Annotated in this window: 17 protein-coding genes; 7 read left to right on the top strand and 10 right to left on the bottom strand. The window is 51.0% G+C overall.

The features are described 5' to 3' along the window. Window positions 1-126 precede the first annotated feature (126 nt). From ACTNBK_RS14955 to ACTNBK_RS14945, 3 genes are all read right to left on the bottom strand, one after another. Window positions 127-477, bottom strand: coding sequence for a hypothetical protein (locus ACTNBK_RS14955; RefSeq protein ID WP_087937020.1), 351 nt, complete (start codon window positions 475-477; stop codon window positions 127-129). Beyond that, on the bottom strand, window positions 474-1,193 hold the full coding sequence (locus ACTNBK_RS14950; RefSeq protein WP_022289420.1) for a metallophosphoesterase: 720 nt from the start codon (window positions 1,191-1,193) through the stop codon (window positions 474-476). The genes ACTNBK_RS14955 and ACTNBK_RS14950 overlap by 4 nt, the downstream gene beginning before the upstream one ends. A 160-nt stretch (window positions 1,194-1,353) precedes the next feature. Then, complete coding sequence (locus tag ACTNBK_RS14945) at window positions 1,354-1,731, bottom strand: helix-turn-helix domain-containing protein (protein WP_022289419.1); 378 nt, start codon at window positions 1,729-1,731, stop codon at window positions 1,354-1,356. Window positions 1,732-1,872: 141 nt separating this feature from the next. Between ACTNBK_RS14945 and ACTNBK_RS14940 the strand changes: the two genes are divergently transcribed. The 7 genes from ACTNBK_RS14940 (at window position 1,873) to ACTNBK_RS14910 (ending at window position 7,852) form a co-directional block, all read left to right on the top strand. After that, a complete protein-coding gene (locus tag ACTNBK_RS14940) occupies window positions 1,873-2,232 on the top strand; it encodes a helix-turn-helix domain-containing protein (RefSeq protein ID WP_022289418.1) in 360 nt (119 codons plus the stop codon). A gap of 143 nt (window positions 2,233-2,375) precedes the next feature. Beyond that, window positions 2,376-2,981: a recombinase family protein gene (locus ACTNBK_RS14935; RefSeq protein WP_101691772.1), complete on the top strand. Its 606-nt coding sequence runs from the start codon at window positions 2,376-2,378 to the stop codon at window positions 2,979-2,981. Then, the gene (locus tag ACTNBK_RS14930; protein ID WP_148337054.1) at window positions 2,974-4,854 is read left to right on the top strand and encodes a recombinase family protein; all 1,881 of its coding nucleotides are present in this window, start codon (window positions 2,974-2,976) and stop codon (window positions 4,852-4,854) included. Before ACTNBK_RS14935 ends, ACTNBK_RS14930 begins: the two co-directional genes overlap by 8 nt. Next, window positions 4,855-5,661, top strand: a complete 807-nt coding sequence (locus ACTNBK_RS14925) for a hypothetical protein (RefSeq protein ID WP_204246273.1) — start codon at window positions 4,855-4,857, stop codon at window positions 5,659-5,661. Continuing rightward, window positions 5,651-6,049: a hypothetical protein gene (locus tag ACTNBK_RS14920; protein ID WP_071430665.1), complete on the top strand. Its 399-nt coding sequence runs from the start codon at window positions 5,651-5,653 to the stop codon at window positions 6,047-6,049. The genes ACTNBK_RS14925 and ACTNBK_RS14920 overlap by 11 nt, the downstream gene beginning before the upstream one ends. After that, window positions 6,030-6,983: a hypothetical protein gene (locus ACTNBK_RS14915; RefSeq protein WP_441147311.1), complete on the top strand. Its 954-nt coding sequence runs from the start codon at window positions 6,030-6,032 to the stop codon at window positions 6,981-6,983. Before ACTNBK_RS14920 ends, ACTNBK_RS14915 begins: the two co-directional genes overlap by 20 nt. Beyond that, window positions 6,983-7,852: a DUF6551 family protein gene (locus tag ACTNBK_RS14910; protein WP_441147309.1), complete on the top strand. Its 870-nt coding sequence runs from the start codon at window positions 6,983-6,985 to the stop codon at window positions 7,850-7,852. The genes ACTNBK_RS14915 and ACTNBK_RS14910 overlap by 1 nt, the downstream gene beginning before the upstream one ends. 43 nt (window positions 7,853-7,895) lie before the next feature. Here ACTNBK_RS14910 and ACTNBK_RS14905 read toward each other — a convergent pair whose 3' ends face one another. From ACTNBK_RS14905 to ACTNBK_RS14875, 7 genes are all read right to left on the bottom strand, one after another. Then, entirely contained in the window at window positions 7,896-9,152 is a 1,257-nt protein-coding gene (locus ACTNBK_RS14905; protein ID WP_087396293.1) for a type II toxin-antitoxin system HipA family toxin, read from the bottom strand. A 3-nt stretch (window positions 9,153-9,155) separates the two neighbouring features. Next, entirely contained in the window at window positions 9,156-9,476 is a 321-nt protein-coding gene (locus tag ACTNBK_RS14900; protein WP_071430674.1) for a helix-turn-helix domain-containing protein, read from the bottom strand. 69 nt (window positions 9,477-9,545) lie between these two features. Then, complete coding sequence (locus tag ACTNBK_RS14895) at window positions 9,546-11,189, bottom strand: recombinase family protein (RefSeq protein WP_441147306.1); 1,644 nt, start codon at window positions 11,187-11,189, stop codon at window positions 9,546-9,548. Beyond that, the gene (locus tag ACTNBK_RS14890; RefSeq protein WP_195306558.1) at window positions 11,146-12,051 is read right to left on the bottom strand and encodes a recombinase family protein; all 906 of its coding nucleotides are present in this window, start codon (window positions 12,049-12,051) and stop codon (window positions 11,146-11,148) included. Before ACTNBK_RS14890 ends, ACTNBK_RS14895 begins: the two co-directional genes overlap by 44 nt. Window positions 12,052-12,068: 17 nt before the next feature. Continuing rightward, window positions 12,069-13,610, bottom strand: coding sequence for a recombinase family protein (locus ACTNBK_RS14885; RefSeq protein WP_195306559.1), 1,542 nt, complete (start codon window positions 13,608-13,610; stop codon window positions 12,069-12,071). Between the two features lie 194 nt (window positions 13,611-13,804). Then, a complete protein-coding gene (locus tag ACTNBK_RS14880; protein ID WP_172592666.1) occupies window positions 13,805-13,963 on the bottom strand; it encodes a hypothetical protein in 159 nt (52 codons plus the stop codon). A gap of 553 nt (window positions 13,964-14,516) precedes the next feature. Then, complete coding sequence (locus tag ACTNBK_RS14875; protein WP_243270798.1) at window positions 14,517-14,924, bottom strand: hypothetical protein; 408 nt, start codon at window positions 14,922-14,924, stop codon at window positions 14,517-14,519. Window positions 14,925-15,437: the final 513 nt, after the last annotated feature.

Raw genomic sequence — 15,437 nt, 5'->3', positions numbered from 1 at the left:
AAAAGCAGATAAATAATGGCTATTTTGCACTGAAATCACCTTAACCAAGCGCAAATGGCGGCTAATACATTGAGTAGAAACAGGATAAAGGCTTTTATTCAGAGGTTCCCTTGATCTCCGGCGCTTTCATGTTTCCACCTCCTCAGTATCCGTATCCCCATCCTCCGTTTCCTCAAACTGGAGCCGGAAGAGGGCAGTGTGCTCTCCCACAAGAGCGGGGTATTTGTAATAGACATGGCGGCAGAGGGTTTTGTACAGTTCGAGGAGCCTCGGATTATCTCCGAAGTCCACAAGCCCGTCCATGATTCGCTCGATCTCCCGCTCCTCGGTGATCCTGCCGTTCAACACCTGTTCTACCAAACGGCTGTATTGCTGATATGCGGCGTCCATTAGGCGGGAAATCTCCTGGACGATCTCACGGATTGCGGCAAAGCACGCCTCCTGCTCCTTGGCCTCCGGCCTTTCTTCCTCTGTCATAATGTGTCCCCTCCCGTCAAGAGCTGCGGCGCAGCCTCCACGCTGTGGAAGAGGAAGTGCATCCGGTCGATATGCTTGTCAATATGCCAGTGTCCACAGAACCAGTGGTCGTATTTGAGTTTCCGCTCGATCTCCTCCAGCCATTTCTCGGTAGAGTCGTCCACGGTACTCTGGTCGATCATCGGAAGAAAGGCCTCGCGAGGCTCATACGGATAGGGACAGGTGTGGGAGAGGACGGTATCTACCTGCCACCCGCAGGCGTCCAGCGTCTGGATAACCTTGTCCTTGATCTCCTGGGAAGGCTGCTCATCCGGCCACCAGCCGTAACCTCTGGCCAGCCGGTAGAATTTGTCCACGCTGTAAGCTCCGCCGATGACCAAATGTCGGAGACCTTCCAGATCAAAGATCTCACCATCCATAGCAAACAGCAGGCGGGGAAAGGCTTCCTCTACCCAGACTGTCCCGCCGTTCCACTGCTTCGTGCGATAGGAAGGGATGCTGGCCGGCCGGATCTCATGGTTGCCGTGGATGCAGAGCATCGTCGGCTTTACGGCGGCAAGAACTCTCTTCATCTCTGTGTCTCGCCGGTTTCGGTAGTAGTTCGCTCCTACATCTCCAAGCAGAACCAGAGTATCCTGCTCTGTCAGCTTCTTGCTGTCGCAAAACTGTATGACCTCATAGGGGTCTCCGTGGATATCACCCGTGTAATAGATCATTGGTCATTCCACCTTTCTTTTCTCATTATACCAACTCGGAAGACCCATATCCGGGACTTTCCAAAAACATATCCACTGTTCCAAAAATATATCCACCTTTACTGGCATAGATCGACCGGCAGTCAATGCTCGTGACTTCCGGTTGATTGCTTTCTCAGGTTCAGACGGTAAAATCAAAGTTATCTGGTTTACCGTATCTGCCTTGATGCTCTTTCAAGGAGGCTTTCAGCGATTTTATAACATCCAGGAGAATCATCATCTCATAGGTACTGCAATCCGAAAGGAGCAGGGCGATTTCTTCGCTGGCGCACCGTTCAGTGCTGATGATTTGCTCCATCAAAAGCCGGTCGGGAGATACGCCCAAAGCATTGGCGATAAGCACAAAGGTGTCAAGGCTCATGCTCTTGATCCCGCTCTCTATGTAGCTGATGTAAGATGGCGTTTTATCCACCAGTTCAGAGAGCATCGCTTGCGAAAGGTGGTTGCGCTGACGGACTTCACGGATGTGTTTTCCAATGACTTTGTAGTTCAGGCTCATAATAAGACCTCCAAAAAATTTTGCAGTCTTATTATAGTGTTTAGATTATATCATCAACTCGACCTTATATCAATTTCACCCCAAGTTGATATACTCTTAGAAATAGATAATCTGGAGAATATATTTGAGGGGGGGAAGCCGATGACGGAACATGATTTGACCGAGAGCCAGTTGGTCGGCTCCCGTATTCGAGATGCGCGGATCAATCGCCGGATGAGCCAGGCCGATCTTGCTGCAAAGGCCAATATCTCGCTGCCCCATGTCAGCAATATCGAAAAAGGCAAGACGAGCATGAAGTTGGAAACCTTTATCCGAATCATCGAAGCCCTGCAAGTGTCTGCTGATTCCCTTCTTCGGCCCGATGTGCCGGAGGTGAGAAGCCTATACCAGAGCGAGTTTGACGAGCTGCTGGCCGACTGCTCTCCCAAGGAGCTGGATTCCATCCTGAAGATTGTTCGTGAGTTGAAATCCACTATGGCCAGACGGGATGACAATACCTGAAAAATTGCGAGCTGGAATTGCCGGCTCGCTTCTTTTTTCTCATCTATCGACCAGAAGTCAAGGTGTTGACTTCTGGTCGATTTTGTTATTAGTCTGCAGATTATATAATGGCCTGGAAGAGAAATAACACAGGGGGAGCAAATATGTCAGATCTGGCCGTTCAAAATAGAGAGTCAGAGCAGGAAGTTATGCCCTCATTTGATTTCCTGCTGGAAAGGGAGACGGAACGAAACACCCTTTTAGCGGAACATCGTGCCTGGTTAAAGGAAATCAAGCGGGAACGCCCGCTTCCCAAAACACATTACCGTGTGGCGGTATACATCCGCTACTTCAACCAGACCCGCTATGAGGACTATCTCTCAGCTCATAAAAAGCAATTTCTTGATACACTGGCTCTCTGCCCAAACTGGAAGTTTGTCGGTTTCTATGTGGACGAGGGCAGCACTGCGCCCAATATGGAGAACGCTCCGGAGTGGTCAAGGCTCCTTCAAGACTGCTACGAGGAAAAGGTCAATCTGATCATTACCCAGAAAGCAAGCAATATCTCGAAGAAGCTCTCCGAGCTCTCTTTCTGTACGCGCCTCTTGGCAGCACTCCCAAAGCCAGTGGGCGTTTACTTCGTTTCGGAGGATATTTATACGCTGGCTTCCTATTACCAGGAGGATCTACACGACCCCTACTTTTTGCCAGATCCCGGTTGGAAGATACTCCCTGATGACGAACCCCGGAGGGAAATGCTGCATGATTGACAAGTCCACACGCAAACAGCTTGCGGAACGGAAAGAACGGGTCCGCCGGCGTATCAACACAAAAGTTGACCCGGAGAACTATGAATTCATTCCGGCTAAAAAGCCCATCGACTATTACGATAATGATATAAGGCAGCGGGTCGCCGTGTATGCCCGTGTCTCCACAGACAATGTCCAGCAGACTTCCTCCTATGAGCTGCAAAAGAAATACTATGAAGATTTTGTTGTGCATCATCCCAACTGGACATTGGTCAAAATCTATGCGGATGAGGGGATTAGCGGAACTTCTCTGGCTCATCGGGACGAGTTCAACAGCATGATCGCCGATTGCCGCAGCGGGAAAATCGATATGATCATTACCAAAAGCGTGTCTCGCTTTGCCCGAAATGTGGTGGACTGTATCAGCATGGTGCGAATGCTTGCGGAGCTGCCCAGTCCCGTCGGAGTGTTCTTCGAGAGCGAATGTATCTTCTCCCTCAAAGACGATTCCCAGATGGCGCTTTCGTTTCAGGCCACCATGGCTCAGGAGGAGTCTCACATCCGCAGCCGGAGCATGGAAACCTCCTTGCGGATGCGGCTGGACGGAGGTCTGCCATTGACGCCCAAACTGCTTGGGTATTCTCACGACGCAGATGGAAACCTGGTCGTCAACCCGGATGAAGCCCCCACGGTAAAACTCATCTTCTATATGTATCTGTATGGATATTCCACCTCCGACATTGCGGCGGCGCTCACCGAGCTGGGCCGAAAGACTTATCTGGGGAATGTCAAGTGGACATCCAACTCCATTGTCCAGGTCCTTCGCAATGAGCGGCATTGCGGGGATGTACTGACCCGGAAGACCTTCACCCCCAACTATCTGAACCACAAGGCCAGAAAGAATCGGGGGGACAGACCCCAGAGCCTTTACCGGAACCACCACGAGGGCATTGTTTCCAGAGATGATTTCATTGCGGTTCAGCATCTTCTGAACAACTCCAAGTATGGCAACCGCTCCATCCTCCCGGAGCTGCGGGTGATCGACAGCGGCCTGCTCAGAGGGTTCGTGACCATCAATCCCCGCTGGGCTGGATTTAAGCCGGCGGATTATTACCAAGCGTCCGCCAGTATCCATCCGCCCGATGAGCAGCAGGCGGATGCATCCCTGCCCTCGAGCATCACATTGGTTCCGGGAGATTTTGATATGAGAGGCTTTGAAATCGCCCGCAGTGAATTCTTTGATAATTATCACCGTCCCTATGTACTGTTTCAAGATAAGAGAATCAAGTTCAGCACCACATGTGTTCGGTCTTTTGGGAAAGACAACCATGTGGAGCTGCTGGTCAACCCTGTGGAGATGAAGTTCGCCGTCCGTACAGCGGCGAAAAGCAGCCGCAACGCAGTCGTGTTTTCCAAGCTGTCAGACGGAAAGTATCAGCCCAGGGATATCGCCGGTGCGGCCTATGTAGAAACGCTTTTTCAGTTATTCGGCTGGAGTCCGGATTTAAAATACCGGATCGCCGGAGCGCTGTTTCAAACTGAAACTGAATCTGCGTATATTTTTGATGTCAATGATGCGGAAGCGTTTATTAAATCGTACCTGCTTTCCGGTTCAAAAAGCACGGAACAGGCAAAGGAGCCTGTACAGCCCCTTTCTGTCTCCGGCAAACGGGTGCGGGCAGTCCCGGAGGAGTGGATCGGCTCTTTTGGCAAGCAATATTACCTCCACCAACAGTCTTTCCCGCCCGTCTGCGATCAGAGTGAGGAAGACTGGAAAATCCGCATGGAGGGCCAGTTGTATGAAACCGGGCAGAAACTCCGCGTGACAGGATTTGACGTGCTGCGTGACTATATCTGTCAGGAACTCGGTCAGTACGGGAAGGAGGAATCCTAAATGTTCGAAGAAAGTCGGGAAAATACCGGCGGTGTAATCGCCGGAATGCTTCGTTCCCTGGAGGACGGGCATTTGGATATTGTTCCGTCTGCTGAATTAAAAAAAGCGGAACTGGCAGCTTCTCCCGCAAACAGCAGTAGTGATGAGGTCCTGGAGATGGCCGGTGACTTTAACTACGATGGCTACCAAGTGGTACGCCGTGAGTTCTTCGCCCATATTAATGAGCCGTCTGTAACTTTCAACAATTACAAATTTTATGTAAATACCGCCTGCCTGAACCGCTTCCCACAAGTTGATTATGTGCAGGTATTGGTCAATCAGGAGAGCAGGATCTTGGCGATCCGTCCCTGTCGGGCGGAAGATCGGGATGCCTGCGCCTGGTGCACCAACGGCTCCGGCAGACGTAAACCGAAACAGATTACCTGCAAGATTTTTTTCGCCAAAGTGTTTTCACTGATGGACTGGAATCTGGACTATCGATATAAACTCCTCGGGCGGATAATCCATGCCAAGGATGAGTGGCTCATCGCATTTGATCTCACAGCGACCGAAGTGTATCAGCGGGTGCAAAAAGACGGCCAGAAGCCCAAGTCTTCTCGAACTCCCGTGTTTCCGGAGGGCTGGAAGACGCAGTTTGGACTCCCGTTCCGGGAACACCAGAAATCTATGCAGGTAGACATTTTTGAAGGATATGCTGTATATGGGTTGCGCGATAACATAGCTCCTGCTGCATCAGAGCAGTCAGACGAGGCTGCCTCTGATACTGGTAGTAAGTCCGTTTTGGGAGGACAAGGACATGAATCATGAAAATCAATTGCAGGCTTACTTAACGCTGGACCCTGCGCGAAACCGGATTCGAATCCACAGGCAAACGATTCGGCTCTTGAAGAATCCTGCGTATGTGCAATTCCTGGTAAACCCTGAAGAACTGTATATCGCCGTTCTCGGATCGGACAAACCTATTTCAGGCGGGACCGCAAACAAGGTTCGGATGTCAAGCACATCCCAGCAATCTATAGAATTCTATAGTACGATCCTTATCAAAAACTTTTCCGAACTGCTGGGTGGCTTTGACCTGAGATTTAATTACCAGCTGACCGGTGAGATCGATCAAGTCAACCGGGTCGCATATTTTTCCCTCAAAACCGTCAAACAGCTGGAACGCAGGAGGCTACATGACAGAGAAAGCATTTAGGCAGCTTAACATCGATCCGGAATTCAAAAACTTGATTCGTCCACTTCGCCGGGAGGAATACCGGCAGCTGGAGCTGAATCTGGTCATGGAAGGATGCCGGGAAGATATCATCGCATGGAATGATACCATCGTCGACGGTCATAATCGCTATGAAATATGCAATAAAATGCGCATTCCTTATGGAGTCAAGGAGCTGGATTTTCCAAGCAGAGATGCTGCCATCGCCTGGATCTGTGCGAACCAACTCGGACGCCGCAACATCTCAGAAGAAACCAGGAAATATCTGATTGGGAAACAATATGAAGCGGAAAAGAAAGTACAGCGAAATAGGAATGGCTATAATCAGTACCGTCCGAACCCCAACATTGCTGTGGGGAGAGGCCGCCCAATAGATGAAGAGAGCGGCCGGCGAACAGCAGCCCGGCTGGGAAGGAAGTATCATGTGTCCGGCGCAACCGTACAGAAATATGCGAAATACAGTGCAGCATTAGATACCATTGAACAAAATGCTCCTGAGCTTGTTCCGCACATTCTTTCCGGGGCATATAAGATTTCTTTCGAAAATATCGTTGCTCTATCAGAAATGGAACCCGAAGAATTGAAAGCACTTAGTAAAAAAAACGGAAAAAATCCCTATGCTTTCGCTCGTTACAGTGAATCGAGACGATGCCTTTATTCCGATGCTTCTGCCAAGCCCGGCACAGCGGCGGCAGAGCAGCCGGCAATCAAGACGATGCCCGCCTATGACCCGGATGCGGAAGTTGCTGGACTTACTCTTACGATCCCCTCCTGGATGAGCTCCATCGACCGGACAAAGTCCATGGCACATTTGGAAGCGATCTCACCTGCTGCCAGACAAAACCTCTTGGCGGCGTTGACTGAATTAGAAGGAAAAATCCAGGAAATGCTCAATGCAATTGAGGGGGAATCCTAATGGAAGATTATAGTATGTTTGTTCCCAATGTTCACTTCGAACAGATTCCCATCAAGAACCTCGTATCCAATCAGGAGTACCAGAGGAATATTTCCGAACAGCATGTGCTGAATGCTGCGGCACACTTTGATCTGTATCAGATCAACCCTGTGAAGGTGAGCCGTCGAAATGGGGTCAACTATGTCTTCAATGGCCAGCACACGGTGGAGATCGTCGCCCTGGCCTCTGGCTCTCGTGAAACTCCGGTCTGGTGCATGATATACGATGATCTGAACTACGAGCACGAGGCAGATATCTTCGCCAACCAGATGAAGTTTGTCAAACCGCTCCGTCCCTATGAAGTGTTTATGGCAAATGTGGAAGCCGGGAATCAGGAGCAGCTTATGATCAAAGATCTGGTAGAGTCTTATTCTCTTTCCATTGGCCAGGTCAGAAACTATGGCGTTGTCTGTGCTGTCTCTACGCTTGAAAATATATATGAGCGGTTCGGTTACCACGTACTTGATCGAACACTCAGACTCTGCGTAGGCACATGGGAGGGCGATATGAATTCGCTTTCCGCCAATATGCTCAACGGAATCGCCAGATTGGTATACACCTTTGGCGACACATTGAAAGATGAAACCTTCAAGGAAAAAGTGGGGGAAATGTCGGTCAAGCTGCTTTCGAGGACAGCCAAGGAACGACGCCCCGGTTCTATGGGCTATGCCGAGGCGATGCTTCTGGCCTATAACCGCAAATGCAAATATCCGCTTAAATGGACCAAGCTCTACGAGAAGAATGTGGGGAACAATGAAGGACTGGACATTGATACGGATATGGACGAGGATGAGGGCGAGGACTCTTTTGAGGGAGTCGCCAAAGAATAAGCAAACGGACGGTTCCACCAGGAATCGTCCGTTTGTGATCTTATCATGGAAGGGAAAAGGCAGGGCGCATATACTCTATCGCTCCTCGGCTGAGACCATACTGCCCGGCCAACTGTTCCCAGTGTCCGGATACTGTTTTGCAGACCTCCTCTGCAGCCTGTTCCGCTTCCTGAGGGGCCAGGCCGAAATAATCGGCTACTTCCAGAGCCAGTTCCAAGTCAATGGTGTTATCATACTCACTCACATTGAGGGAAAGCCGGTCCCCCGAGGGGACTGGGTTCACATCATAGAGAGGGGCCAGCCGCCAGCCGGTGGGTGTCAGAAGGAAACCATGGTTGCGCAGGTGGTCGTCAGTATTGGATACCGCCATGCTGAACACGATCCGCTTCCACAGCTCGGCCAGATCCTGCCGGGGTGATGCCCCGTTGGCCCGGATGAACGCCGCCAGATCCAGATAGCTGCTTCCGTCCGCTGCCGAGGCTCCATCGGTCTTGCCCAGCAGGGTCATGGCGGAGGCGAAGTGGATGCGACGGCTGCCGTTTCGGTCAAATCGCTTGACGAGAAAGGTACTGCCGGTCTTGGAGAACGTCTCCAATTTGGATTCCGGAACATCCAGTCCGCAGAGCCGTGCCAGGTCATGGACGACCTTCTCCCACGCGCCGCTGTTATATTCATCATGCTTGGAAGGGAACTTGGCAATCCACAAGGCGCCATCTGTGGCCTGCACCGTAGCTTTGGGTCTTGCGCCTCCCAAGGAGGAGCCGGGGGCCAGAAGCTCACGCAGCCATTTTTCATTCAGGCCGCTCTCATCATTCTCGAAAGCGATAGAGGCGTTTTCCAGCGTCCGAAGGTTTACCCATGGAGGCGTCGCAAACGCTTTATCGTTCGAAAGAAATTCGCCCCCTTCTTCCAAGCTGAACCGCAGCGCACCCATACGGGATTCATCGTAGACCCCCAACAGGAAGTCGCTCTCGGTGAGCTTACGGGGCTTGCGGTCCTCTTTGCGAGCGTCGATGGCCTCCTTGCGCTTCATCAGCAGACGCCCCCAGCGATCCGGACAGGAGTCGGAAAACAGGCCAAAGAGCTGCTTGTTCAGCGGCACATACTGCCGCCCGCGGTAGAGAGCCAGATCCGGGTCCAGAGAGAAGGAACTCTCGGCGGATGACAGCCAGGCCGGATCATACTCAAAGGAAAAGGTCTCCTGTCCGCGGACGAAGCCGCAGCGCAGCCGCCCCAGCAGAGTGGGTGCCTCTCCACGCCAATTTTCATATACATAGATGGTCTTTTCGTCCTGCGCCATGGGCTACTCTCCTTTCTTGGGCGCCCGCCGTCTGGTGGGCAGCGCCAGATCTTGCAGCTTCCTGCCGAATTCATCATCTTTTGCAATAAGCAGCAGGTCGCTGTCCATATTGTTTAATGCGTGCAGCACAGCGGCATAGGAGCCGATGGATACCGTAGGGGTGCCTTTCTCAATGGATATAAGAGTGGCTCGGCTGATCCCGGCACGCTCTGCTACCAATTCCAGGCTCAACTTCCTGCGCAGGCGGGCCAGGCGGATCTGCTCACCCATCTGTGCCAGGATCTCCCGTGTTTGCGGCATGATGACCGCAGCTTTTTTTGCCATGCACAATCGCCTCCTAACATAAATTATATTATATTATTTCAGCGATTATGTCAATTATATTTGAAGTTATCAATTTTCTTTTTCCAGGCGTTCTTCGATAAGGTACCCTCCTCCGAAGATAATGTCCAGTCTCCCGTCGGGATACACCTTCACACACTCAATCATTTGGTGGACGATGGTATCGTCGTACTCCATCTTTTTGGATGCTCGGTCGGCGATGATCTGCTGTAGTTGAAGGATTCGGCTGTCATTCACCTGATCGGAAGCAAGTGCTTCTTCGAGTTTCTGAATCCGTCCTTGCAGGAGTTCAATGGTATCGGAAAGTTCTTTGAATTCAGCTTCGTGACTCTCGATACCCTCTCCGCTTTCCACGCTCTCATTGATAAGAGATACCATTTTCCGATTCAGCCCATCTATTTTTCGCCGGAGCAGGTCGATCTCATCTGTGCCTCCGGTTAGACCGATTGCTTCACCAATGGTTGCCCGCATGAGTGCCATATAAGTGGACTCGTCTTCCTCGTTGAATCGGTTGATTGCCCGAACAATAGCGGCGTGGAGGGCGGTCTCATCTACCGTGAGCGAGGTTTTGCAGTAGCGCTTTCCATAGTCTAAGCGGCTGATGCAGCGCCAGACAACTCGCTTTTTTCCTCGGGATGTCCAGGTCACGCGCTTATATCGACTTCCGCATTCGGCGCAGATCATCACATTGGATAGTGCGTACCGGGAGTATTTTCCGGTGGCTGTGGTAGCCGTTTTGGTGGAATTTGGCTCCCGGCTCATCCGCCTGGCGAGTTCTTCCTGCGTTTTGTGAAAGAGCTCTCGGCTGATGATACCAACATGGCTATTCTGTACATAGTACATGGGTGCCTCACCGGTGTTTTTGCGGCGAACCTTGCCAATACAGTCAATTGTGACCGTCTTTTGAAGGATTCTGTCCCCGCAGTATCGTTCATTCCGGAGAATACCCTTAATCATGCTCGCAGAGAAGGAGAATCGTTTTCCTGGTATCTGGAGATTTTCTTCTCTGAGTTTGGTTGAGATCCGGTTGATGGTTTCACCTGACAGGTACATATTAAAGATCCTCTCCACGAGGGATGCCTCCTCCGGGACGATCTCCGGTTCTCCGTCTGCACCCTTGCGGTATCCCAGAAGGCACTTATAGTTGAATATGGGCTTGCCCTCCTGAAATCGCTTACGAAAAGTCCAGGTGACATTCTTGCTGATGCTTTCGGATTCAGACTGTGCGAACCCTGCGTAGATGACCAGATAGAGTTCGCTGTCGATTTGCAGTGTGTCTATATTTTGCTCCTCGAAGTAGATGCCAATCCCTCTTGCCCTGAGCATTCGGACATGGTCCAGGCAGTCCACTGTATTACGGGCGAAGCGGGAAACGGATTTCGTGATGATATAGTCGATTTTCCCAGACAAGCAGTCGTTGATCATCTTCTGGAACTGGGGGCGCTTATCTGCACGTGTCCCGGAGATGCCCTCATCTGCGTAGAGTCCGGCGAACTCCCATTCGGGCTTAGCGGCAATCATCTCGGTATATACCTTTTTCTGGTTGGTATAGGATGTGAGCTGCTCCTCGCTGTCGGTGGATACCCGGCAGTAGGCAGCAACCCGCCGCTGATGATACTGCTCCCTGTTGACGATCAGAGAGCGTTTTGGCTCAATAACCGATATTGTTTTCTTGGGTATCTTGGTTACATTCATTTTCTTCATCTCCGATCTCGACATCGGTTTTGGTATGTAGAATCACCTTTCCTCCGCTGCCAAGCGTCAGGTAGGCGGCGATGTCACTAAAGTAGGCCGGGCTGAATTCCTCCTGGGGAGTCATCAGACTTACCCGCTTTCGGGCGATGGATGCGGCGATCTGCAGATGGGTATCGCTCTCAGCATAGAGCCGCTCTGCCATTTCAATTGTTTTGACGATAATCAGTGCATCGCTGGGGTCATCCCGCTCCAGCTCGGCATCAATTTCCCGGTTGATTCGCTGGGCTTCCGCCGACAGCTCTTTTCGCTTTTTGGGGCGGGGGATGAGCAGATAGCTATTGGCGATGATGCGGTTCATCAGGATTGTCACCTTTTCCAACAGGTGTGTATCGGAGATCCGGATGCGCTGACCGCAATCAGGATTGGTGCAATCCCAACTCTCCCGAATCCGGTGCTTGCTGCTCACCCTTCGCCGCATAGGGGCGCCGCACTCCGCACATCGGACCAGATCCCGAAGCAGGTCGATCCCCTCCAGATTTTTCTCGAAGGTGTTCCGCTGGCGGGCTGTTTTCACGGCAGCCGCCTCCTCATACTGTTCTTCCTCAATGATCGGGTCATATTCCCCATCGCCAATGTATTTGGCGTTTCCGATGATTCGTGCGATACGAGCTTTATCCCACACATCCGTTCTCTCACTGTAGGGGATCTTCCTCTCAGTCAGCAGCTCGGCAATACTTTGGAGGGATGCGCCGTTGATGTAGGCGCTGAATATCTCGCGGATGACCGCAGCTTCATCCTGTGCGATGACTGTCCTTCCATTTCTCATGGTGTAACCGTATGGGATATAGCGTATCTTCTTCATGGCGAGGTTCCTCTCTGTCAGAGCATTTCTGTGAATCTCAGCCCGCCGATGAGGGTGACTGTCATTTCATCCCGGCGGCTGATACTGATGGTCTGAACGATCTCAGTAAACAGCTTCTCATCGAAGCGGTCCAGTGGTTCCTCGAGCTCTTCCAGCAGCTTTTTCAGCCGCGTCAGTTCCTCTATCATTTGGGTAATGCCCGAGGAGAATTCACATTGGCGCTCCCGCTTCAGCCGGCGCAGTTGGTCGTTGATCTCCTGCACCTGGGCCTTGTGGACCTCGTCCTTGAGGTATCCCTTTACATGGAGCTGCTCCACCATCACCAACTTGGCGTTCAGATCTGCAATGCTCCTGCTGATCTCCCTTGCGGCCGTGTTTTTCTGCTTTAGCTTCAGCTCGGCGGATTCCAGGCGGAGCAGAGTCTGACCCAGGATGTCGTATTCAGAGAACCGAAGCTTATTGACCATGGCGACGAAGGCATCGTAGATTCTCTCCTCGCTGTAGTAGTTTGAGCTGCACTGGGTACGATCCTGAATGTGTTTGGAGCATCCCCACTTTACTGCCCCGGAAATCTGCCTCCTGCGAAAATACGAGCCGCACTCAGAACACTGAATGCGGCTCGTAAGAGGGTAGATATTTTGCGTTGTAGATTTTCCAAAGACATCCTGACGCTTTTTCAAGAGGAGCTGGACCTTGTCAAAGGTATCTCGGTCAATAAGAGGAGCGTGGGTCATGGAGGCGTAGAACATATCCTCCTGGCCTCGATTTCGGAACTGTTTGAAGGGGACTGTGGTGTCGCGGTAGGTTTTCTGATATTTGCAATCGCCGCAATACCGCTCATTTCCAAGAATGTATGCCACCTTGGTGGAGCGCCAGGTGGATTTCCCGGTTTTGGTTTTGATGCCGCGGCTGTTGAGATCCCGGGCGATCTCCGATGTAGACTGGCCGCTCAGGTAGTTTTCGAACATCATGCGGACGATGGCTGCCTCCGGTTCATAGACCACCAGCGCCTTATCCACCAGCCGGAAGCCGTAAGGAGCGTTGCTGTCCACATATTCCCCAGACTGCATCCGCTTCACGATGGAAAGCCGCTGGTTCTGGGAAATTGCCTTAGACTCCTCCTGTGCGATGGCAGAGAAGGTATTGAGCAGCATCTCATCTCCGAGGGCCAGAGTGTAGATTCCCTCTTTCTCAAACTGCACCCCCACGCCGAGCAATTTCAGCTTCCGGACATATTCTAGAGACTCCTTGGCGTTTCGGGCGAAGCGGGAGACGGATTTGGTGACGATCAGGTCGATTTGGTGCTGTTCGCACATCTTGATCATTCGCTGGAATTCGGTGCGGTTCTGTGCGTTCATGCCAGAGAGCCCTTCGTCAGCGAATATCTCCACCAGTTCCCACTCCTTTTTCCTCTGAATGAGGCTGGTATAGACCCGGATCTGGTTGGCGTAGGAGTTCTGCTGATCAGCCGAATTGGAAGATACCCGGCAATAGGCGGCGACTCGAATTTTGCGGATTTCCTGCCTGGTGATGGGCGAGATGAGTTTGACCTGCGGCATCAGCAGAATCCCCTTTCTGGCTGAATTTTGGATTGTACTACATTTTGGTACAATCCACTTTTCCGGCTCAAGCAACATTATATTCAACGACAAGACAAAGTCTATTGAAAGAACCGTTGAAATGTCAAAATCTACATAGTCAACATGACACGATGCCTTGTTTGCATCATTTTGGGCGGTTTGACTCTAACCTCTTAATCTGCAATGACGAGATCGGAGCCGGTGAGTTTCTGGTAGTAGCGCTTTGCTCGCTCGTACTCGGCCAGAGTAATCACGCCACCTTCTCGCATCGACTTCAGCACGGCTACGATAAACAGATAATTGGCACTCTTGGTCTGCGACATAGTGATCATGGTACGATCCCTCCCAATGATGAATATGAATTGATACCACAAAAATAGGGGTCACCCGCTTTGGTTGTGGAAGCCTCGGCTTTCCTACTACATGATGGGCGACCCCCATTGCTTCTGATATCAAGACATTTGAATGTCTTTTTGTTGCCTGTATTCGACACTACTTCCCCAGGCAGGGCGGTCAGCTAAACTGCGGTGGGCACCGCACTCCGGGAATCAAACCCCTCCGAGGATCTCTCCGAGCTGCCCCCATTGCTTGAGGCTGTGGCTGGGCAGGGGTACCATTGTGGGCAGATGAGGTCGTGGCGAGACAGGCTGCCATACCTGCTTTTGGATCAGAGGACCCGCTGGGCACCTTGTAGGCCGTCATTGATAGAAGAGAAAGAGACTTACATCCGCTTTTCTTCTACAGGTGGTCATCGCGCTCTGTCCGCATCGCTCGCTCATTGCTGATGTTATTTAGCTGCCGGATATTCAGTTGAAAAGGTTCAATGAAGGTGTCTTTATAACCCCTTCACTTTTCAACGGACATTGTTTAAGAAAACCACAACCATTAGCCAAAAATATTTTTGGCTTTTTTTTGAATGAGGCGAATTGCATTCTGGACACTCTGATAGCTAACACCCATTTGGTCTGCATAGGCTTTGTAGCTGATCCCATTTAAGATACAGGCTTTATAAATACCATATTGGGTAGGAGTAAGACTCTCTCGCAGAATTCTCTCCAGCATTTTTGTGGTTATTTCTTCTGTATAGTCTCTGGTGTCGGCTAACCAGGTGGAGTCTGCCATATTTTCGGGAAGCAAGTTCAGAGAGAGAACTGTTGGAACAGTTTTCCCTTCTTTGGATGGATCCTGCTCCGAAGATAAGATACGCCGGAGTCGCTTCTCCTCTGAACGCAGAACCTGCATGACAGAGCGTTCTACCTCCGTTATCTCACCGGTAGCCTTGATCCGGACCATGCATTTTCCTTCCTCTGTGGTCCACAGGTCGTAATCGAATTCAACAGGGGTTTTGGGAATACTCATTGTCTTGTCCTTTCCGCTGGCACGAAGCCGCGGGAAGGTAAGACAATAAAAGAGCCGCATGACGGTGGTCATTCTGTCCGTGCCGATAAACAGAGTCTTTCGACTCAGTCCATGCGGCATTAGGATGACTTCACCTATCAGGCGGCTCCACAGCTCAGCTATGTGATTCAGTTTTTATTTAGTTCTCCTTCTGACGAAGGCAAAACGCAATTTTTCTCATGCTCAAAACGTCGAAGACGGTTACTTTTCCGCACTTTTTGCACTTCGTTTCGACATGACCTCTTGCGTCCTCATATACGACGATAGAGTTGTGTTGGCAGTACGGGCATTTAATATATCTAGGGAACCTCTGAATAAAAGCCTTTATCCTGTTTCTACTCAATGTATTAGCCGCCATTTGCGCTTGGTTAAGGTGATTTCAGTGCAAAATAGCCATTATTTATCTGC

The organism is Intestinimonas sp. HCP28S3_D6 (assembly GCF_052065695.1).
Classification (GTDB): Bacteria; Bacillota; Clostridia; order Oscillospirales; family Oscillospiraceae; genus Intestinimonas.
This window is presented reverse-complemented; position numbering and strand designations above follow the sequence as displayed.

Bases quoted from the DNA above. Each gene is read 5' to 3' on its own strand.
- ACTNBK_RS14955 (WP_087937020.1), bottom strand. From the start codon at position 477: ATGACAGAGGAAGAAAGGCCGGAGGCCAAGGAGCAGGAGGCGTGCTTT.
- ACTNBK_RS14875 (WP_243270798.1), bottom strand. From the start codon at position 14,924: ATGGTCCGGATCAAGGCTACCGGTGAGATAACGGAGGTAGAACGCTCT.
- ACTNBK_RS14930 (WP_148337054.1), top strand. From the start codon at position 2,974: ATGATTGACAAGTCCACACGCAAACAGCTTGCGGAACGGAAAGAACGG.
- ACTNBK_RS14915 (WP_441147311.1), top strand. From the start codon at position 6,030: ATGACAGAGAAAGCATTTAGGCAGCTTAACATCGATCCGGAATTCAAA.
- ACTNBK_RS14935 (WP_101691772.1), top strand. From the start codon at position 2,376: ATGTCAGATCTGGCCGTTCAAAATAGAGAGTCAGAGCAGGAAGTTATG.
- ACTNBK_RS14895 (WP_441147306.1), bottom strand. From the start codon at position 11,189: ATGAATGTAACCAAGATACCCAAGAAAACAATATCGGTTATTGAGCCA.
- ACTNBK_RS14940 (WP_022289418.1), top strand. From the start codon at position 1,873: ATGACGGAACATGATTTGACCGAGAGCCAGTTGGTCGGCTCCCGTATT.
- ACTNBK_RS14925 (WP_204246273.1), top strand. From the start codon at position 4,855: ATGTTCGAAGAAAGTCGGGAAAATACCGGCGGTGTAATCGCCGGAATG.
- ACTNBK_RS14890 (WP_195306558.1), bottom strand. From the start codon at position 12,051: ATGAAGAAGATACGCTATATCCCATACGGTTACACCATGAGAAATGGA.
- ACTNBK_RS14945 (WP_022289419.1), bottom strand. From the start codon at position 1,731: ATGAGCCTGAACTACAAAGTCATTGGAAAACACATCCGTGAAGTCCGT.
- ACTNBK_RS14950 (WP_022289420.1), bottom strand. From the start codon at position 1,193: ATGATCTATTACACGGGTGATATCCACGGAGACCCCTATGAGGTCATA.
- ACTNBK_RS14885 (WP_195306559.1), bottom strand. From the start codon at position 13,610: ATGCCGCAGGTCAAACTCATCTCGCCCATCACCAGGCAGGAAATCCGC.
- ACTNBK_RS14880 (WP_172592666.1), bottom strand. From the start codon at position 13,963: ATGATCACTATGTCGCAGACCAAGAGTGCCAATTATCTGTTTATCGTA.
- ACTNBK_RS14905 (WP_087396293.1), bottom strand. From the start codon at position 9,152: ATGGCGCAGGACGAAAAGACCATCTATGTATATGAAAATTGGCGTGGA.
- ACTNBK_RS14910 (WP_441147309.1), top strand. From the start codon at position 6,983: ATGGAAGATTATAGTATGTTTGTTCCCAATGTTCACTTCGAACAGATT.
- ACTNBK_RS14920 (WP_071430665.1), top strand. From the start codon at position 5,651: ATGAATCATGAAAATCAATTGCAGGCTTACTTAACGCTGGACCCTGCG.
- ACTNBK_RS14900 (WP_071430674.1), bottom strand. From the start codon at position 9,476: ATGGCAAAAAAAGCTGCGGTCATCATGCCGCAAACACGGGAGATCCTG.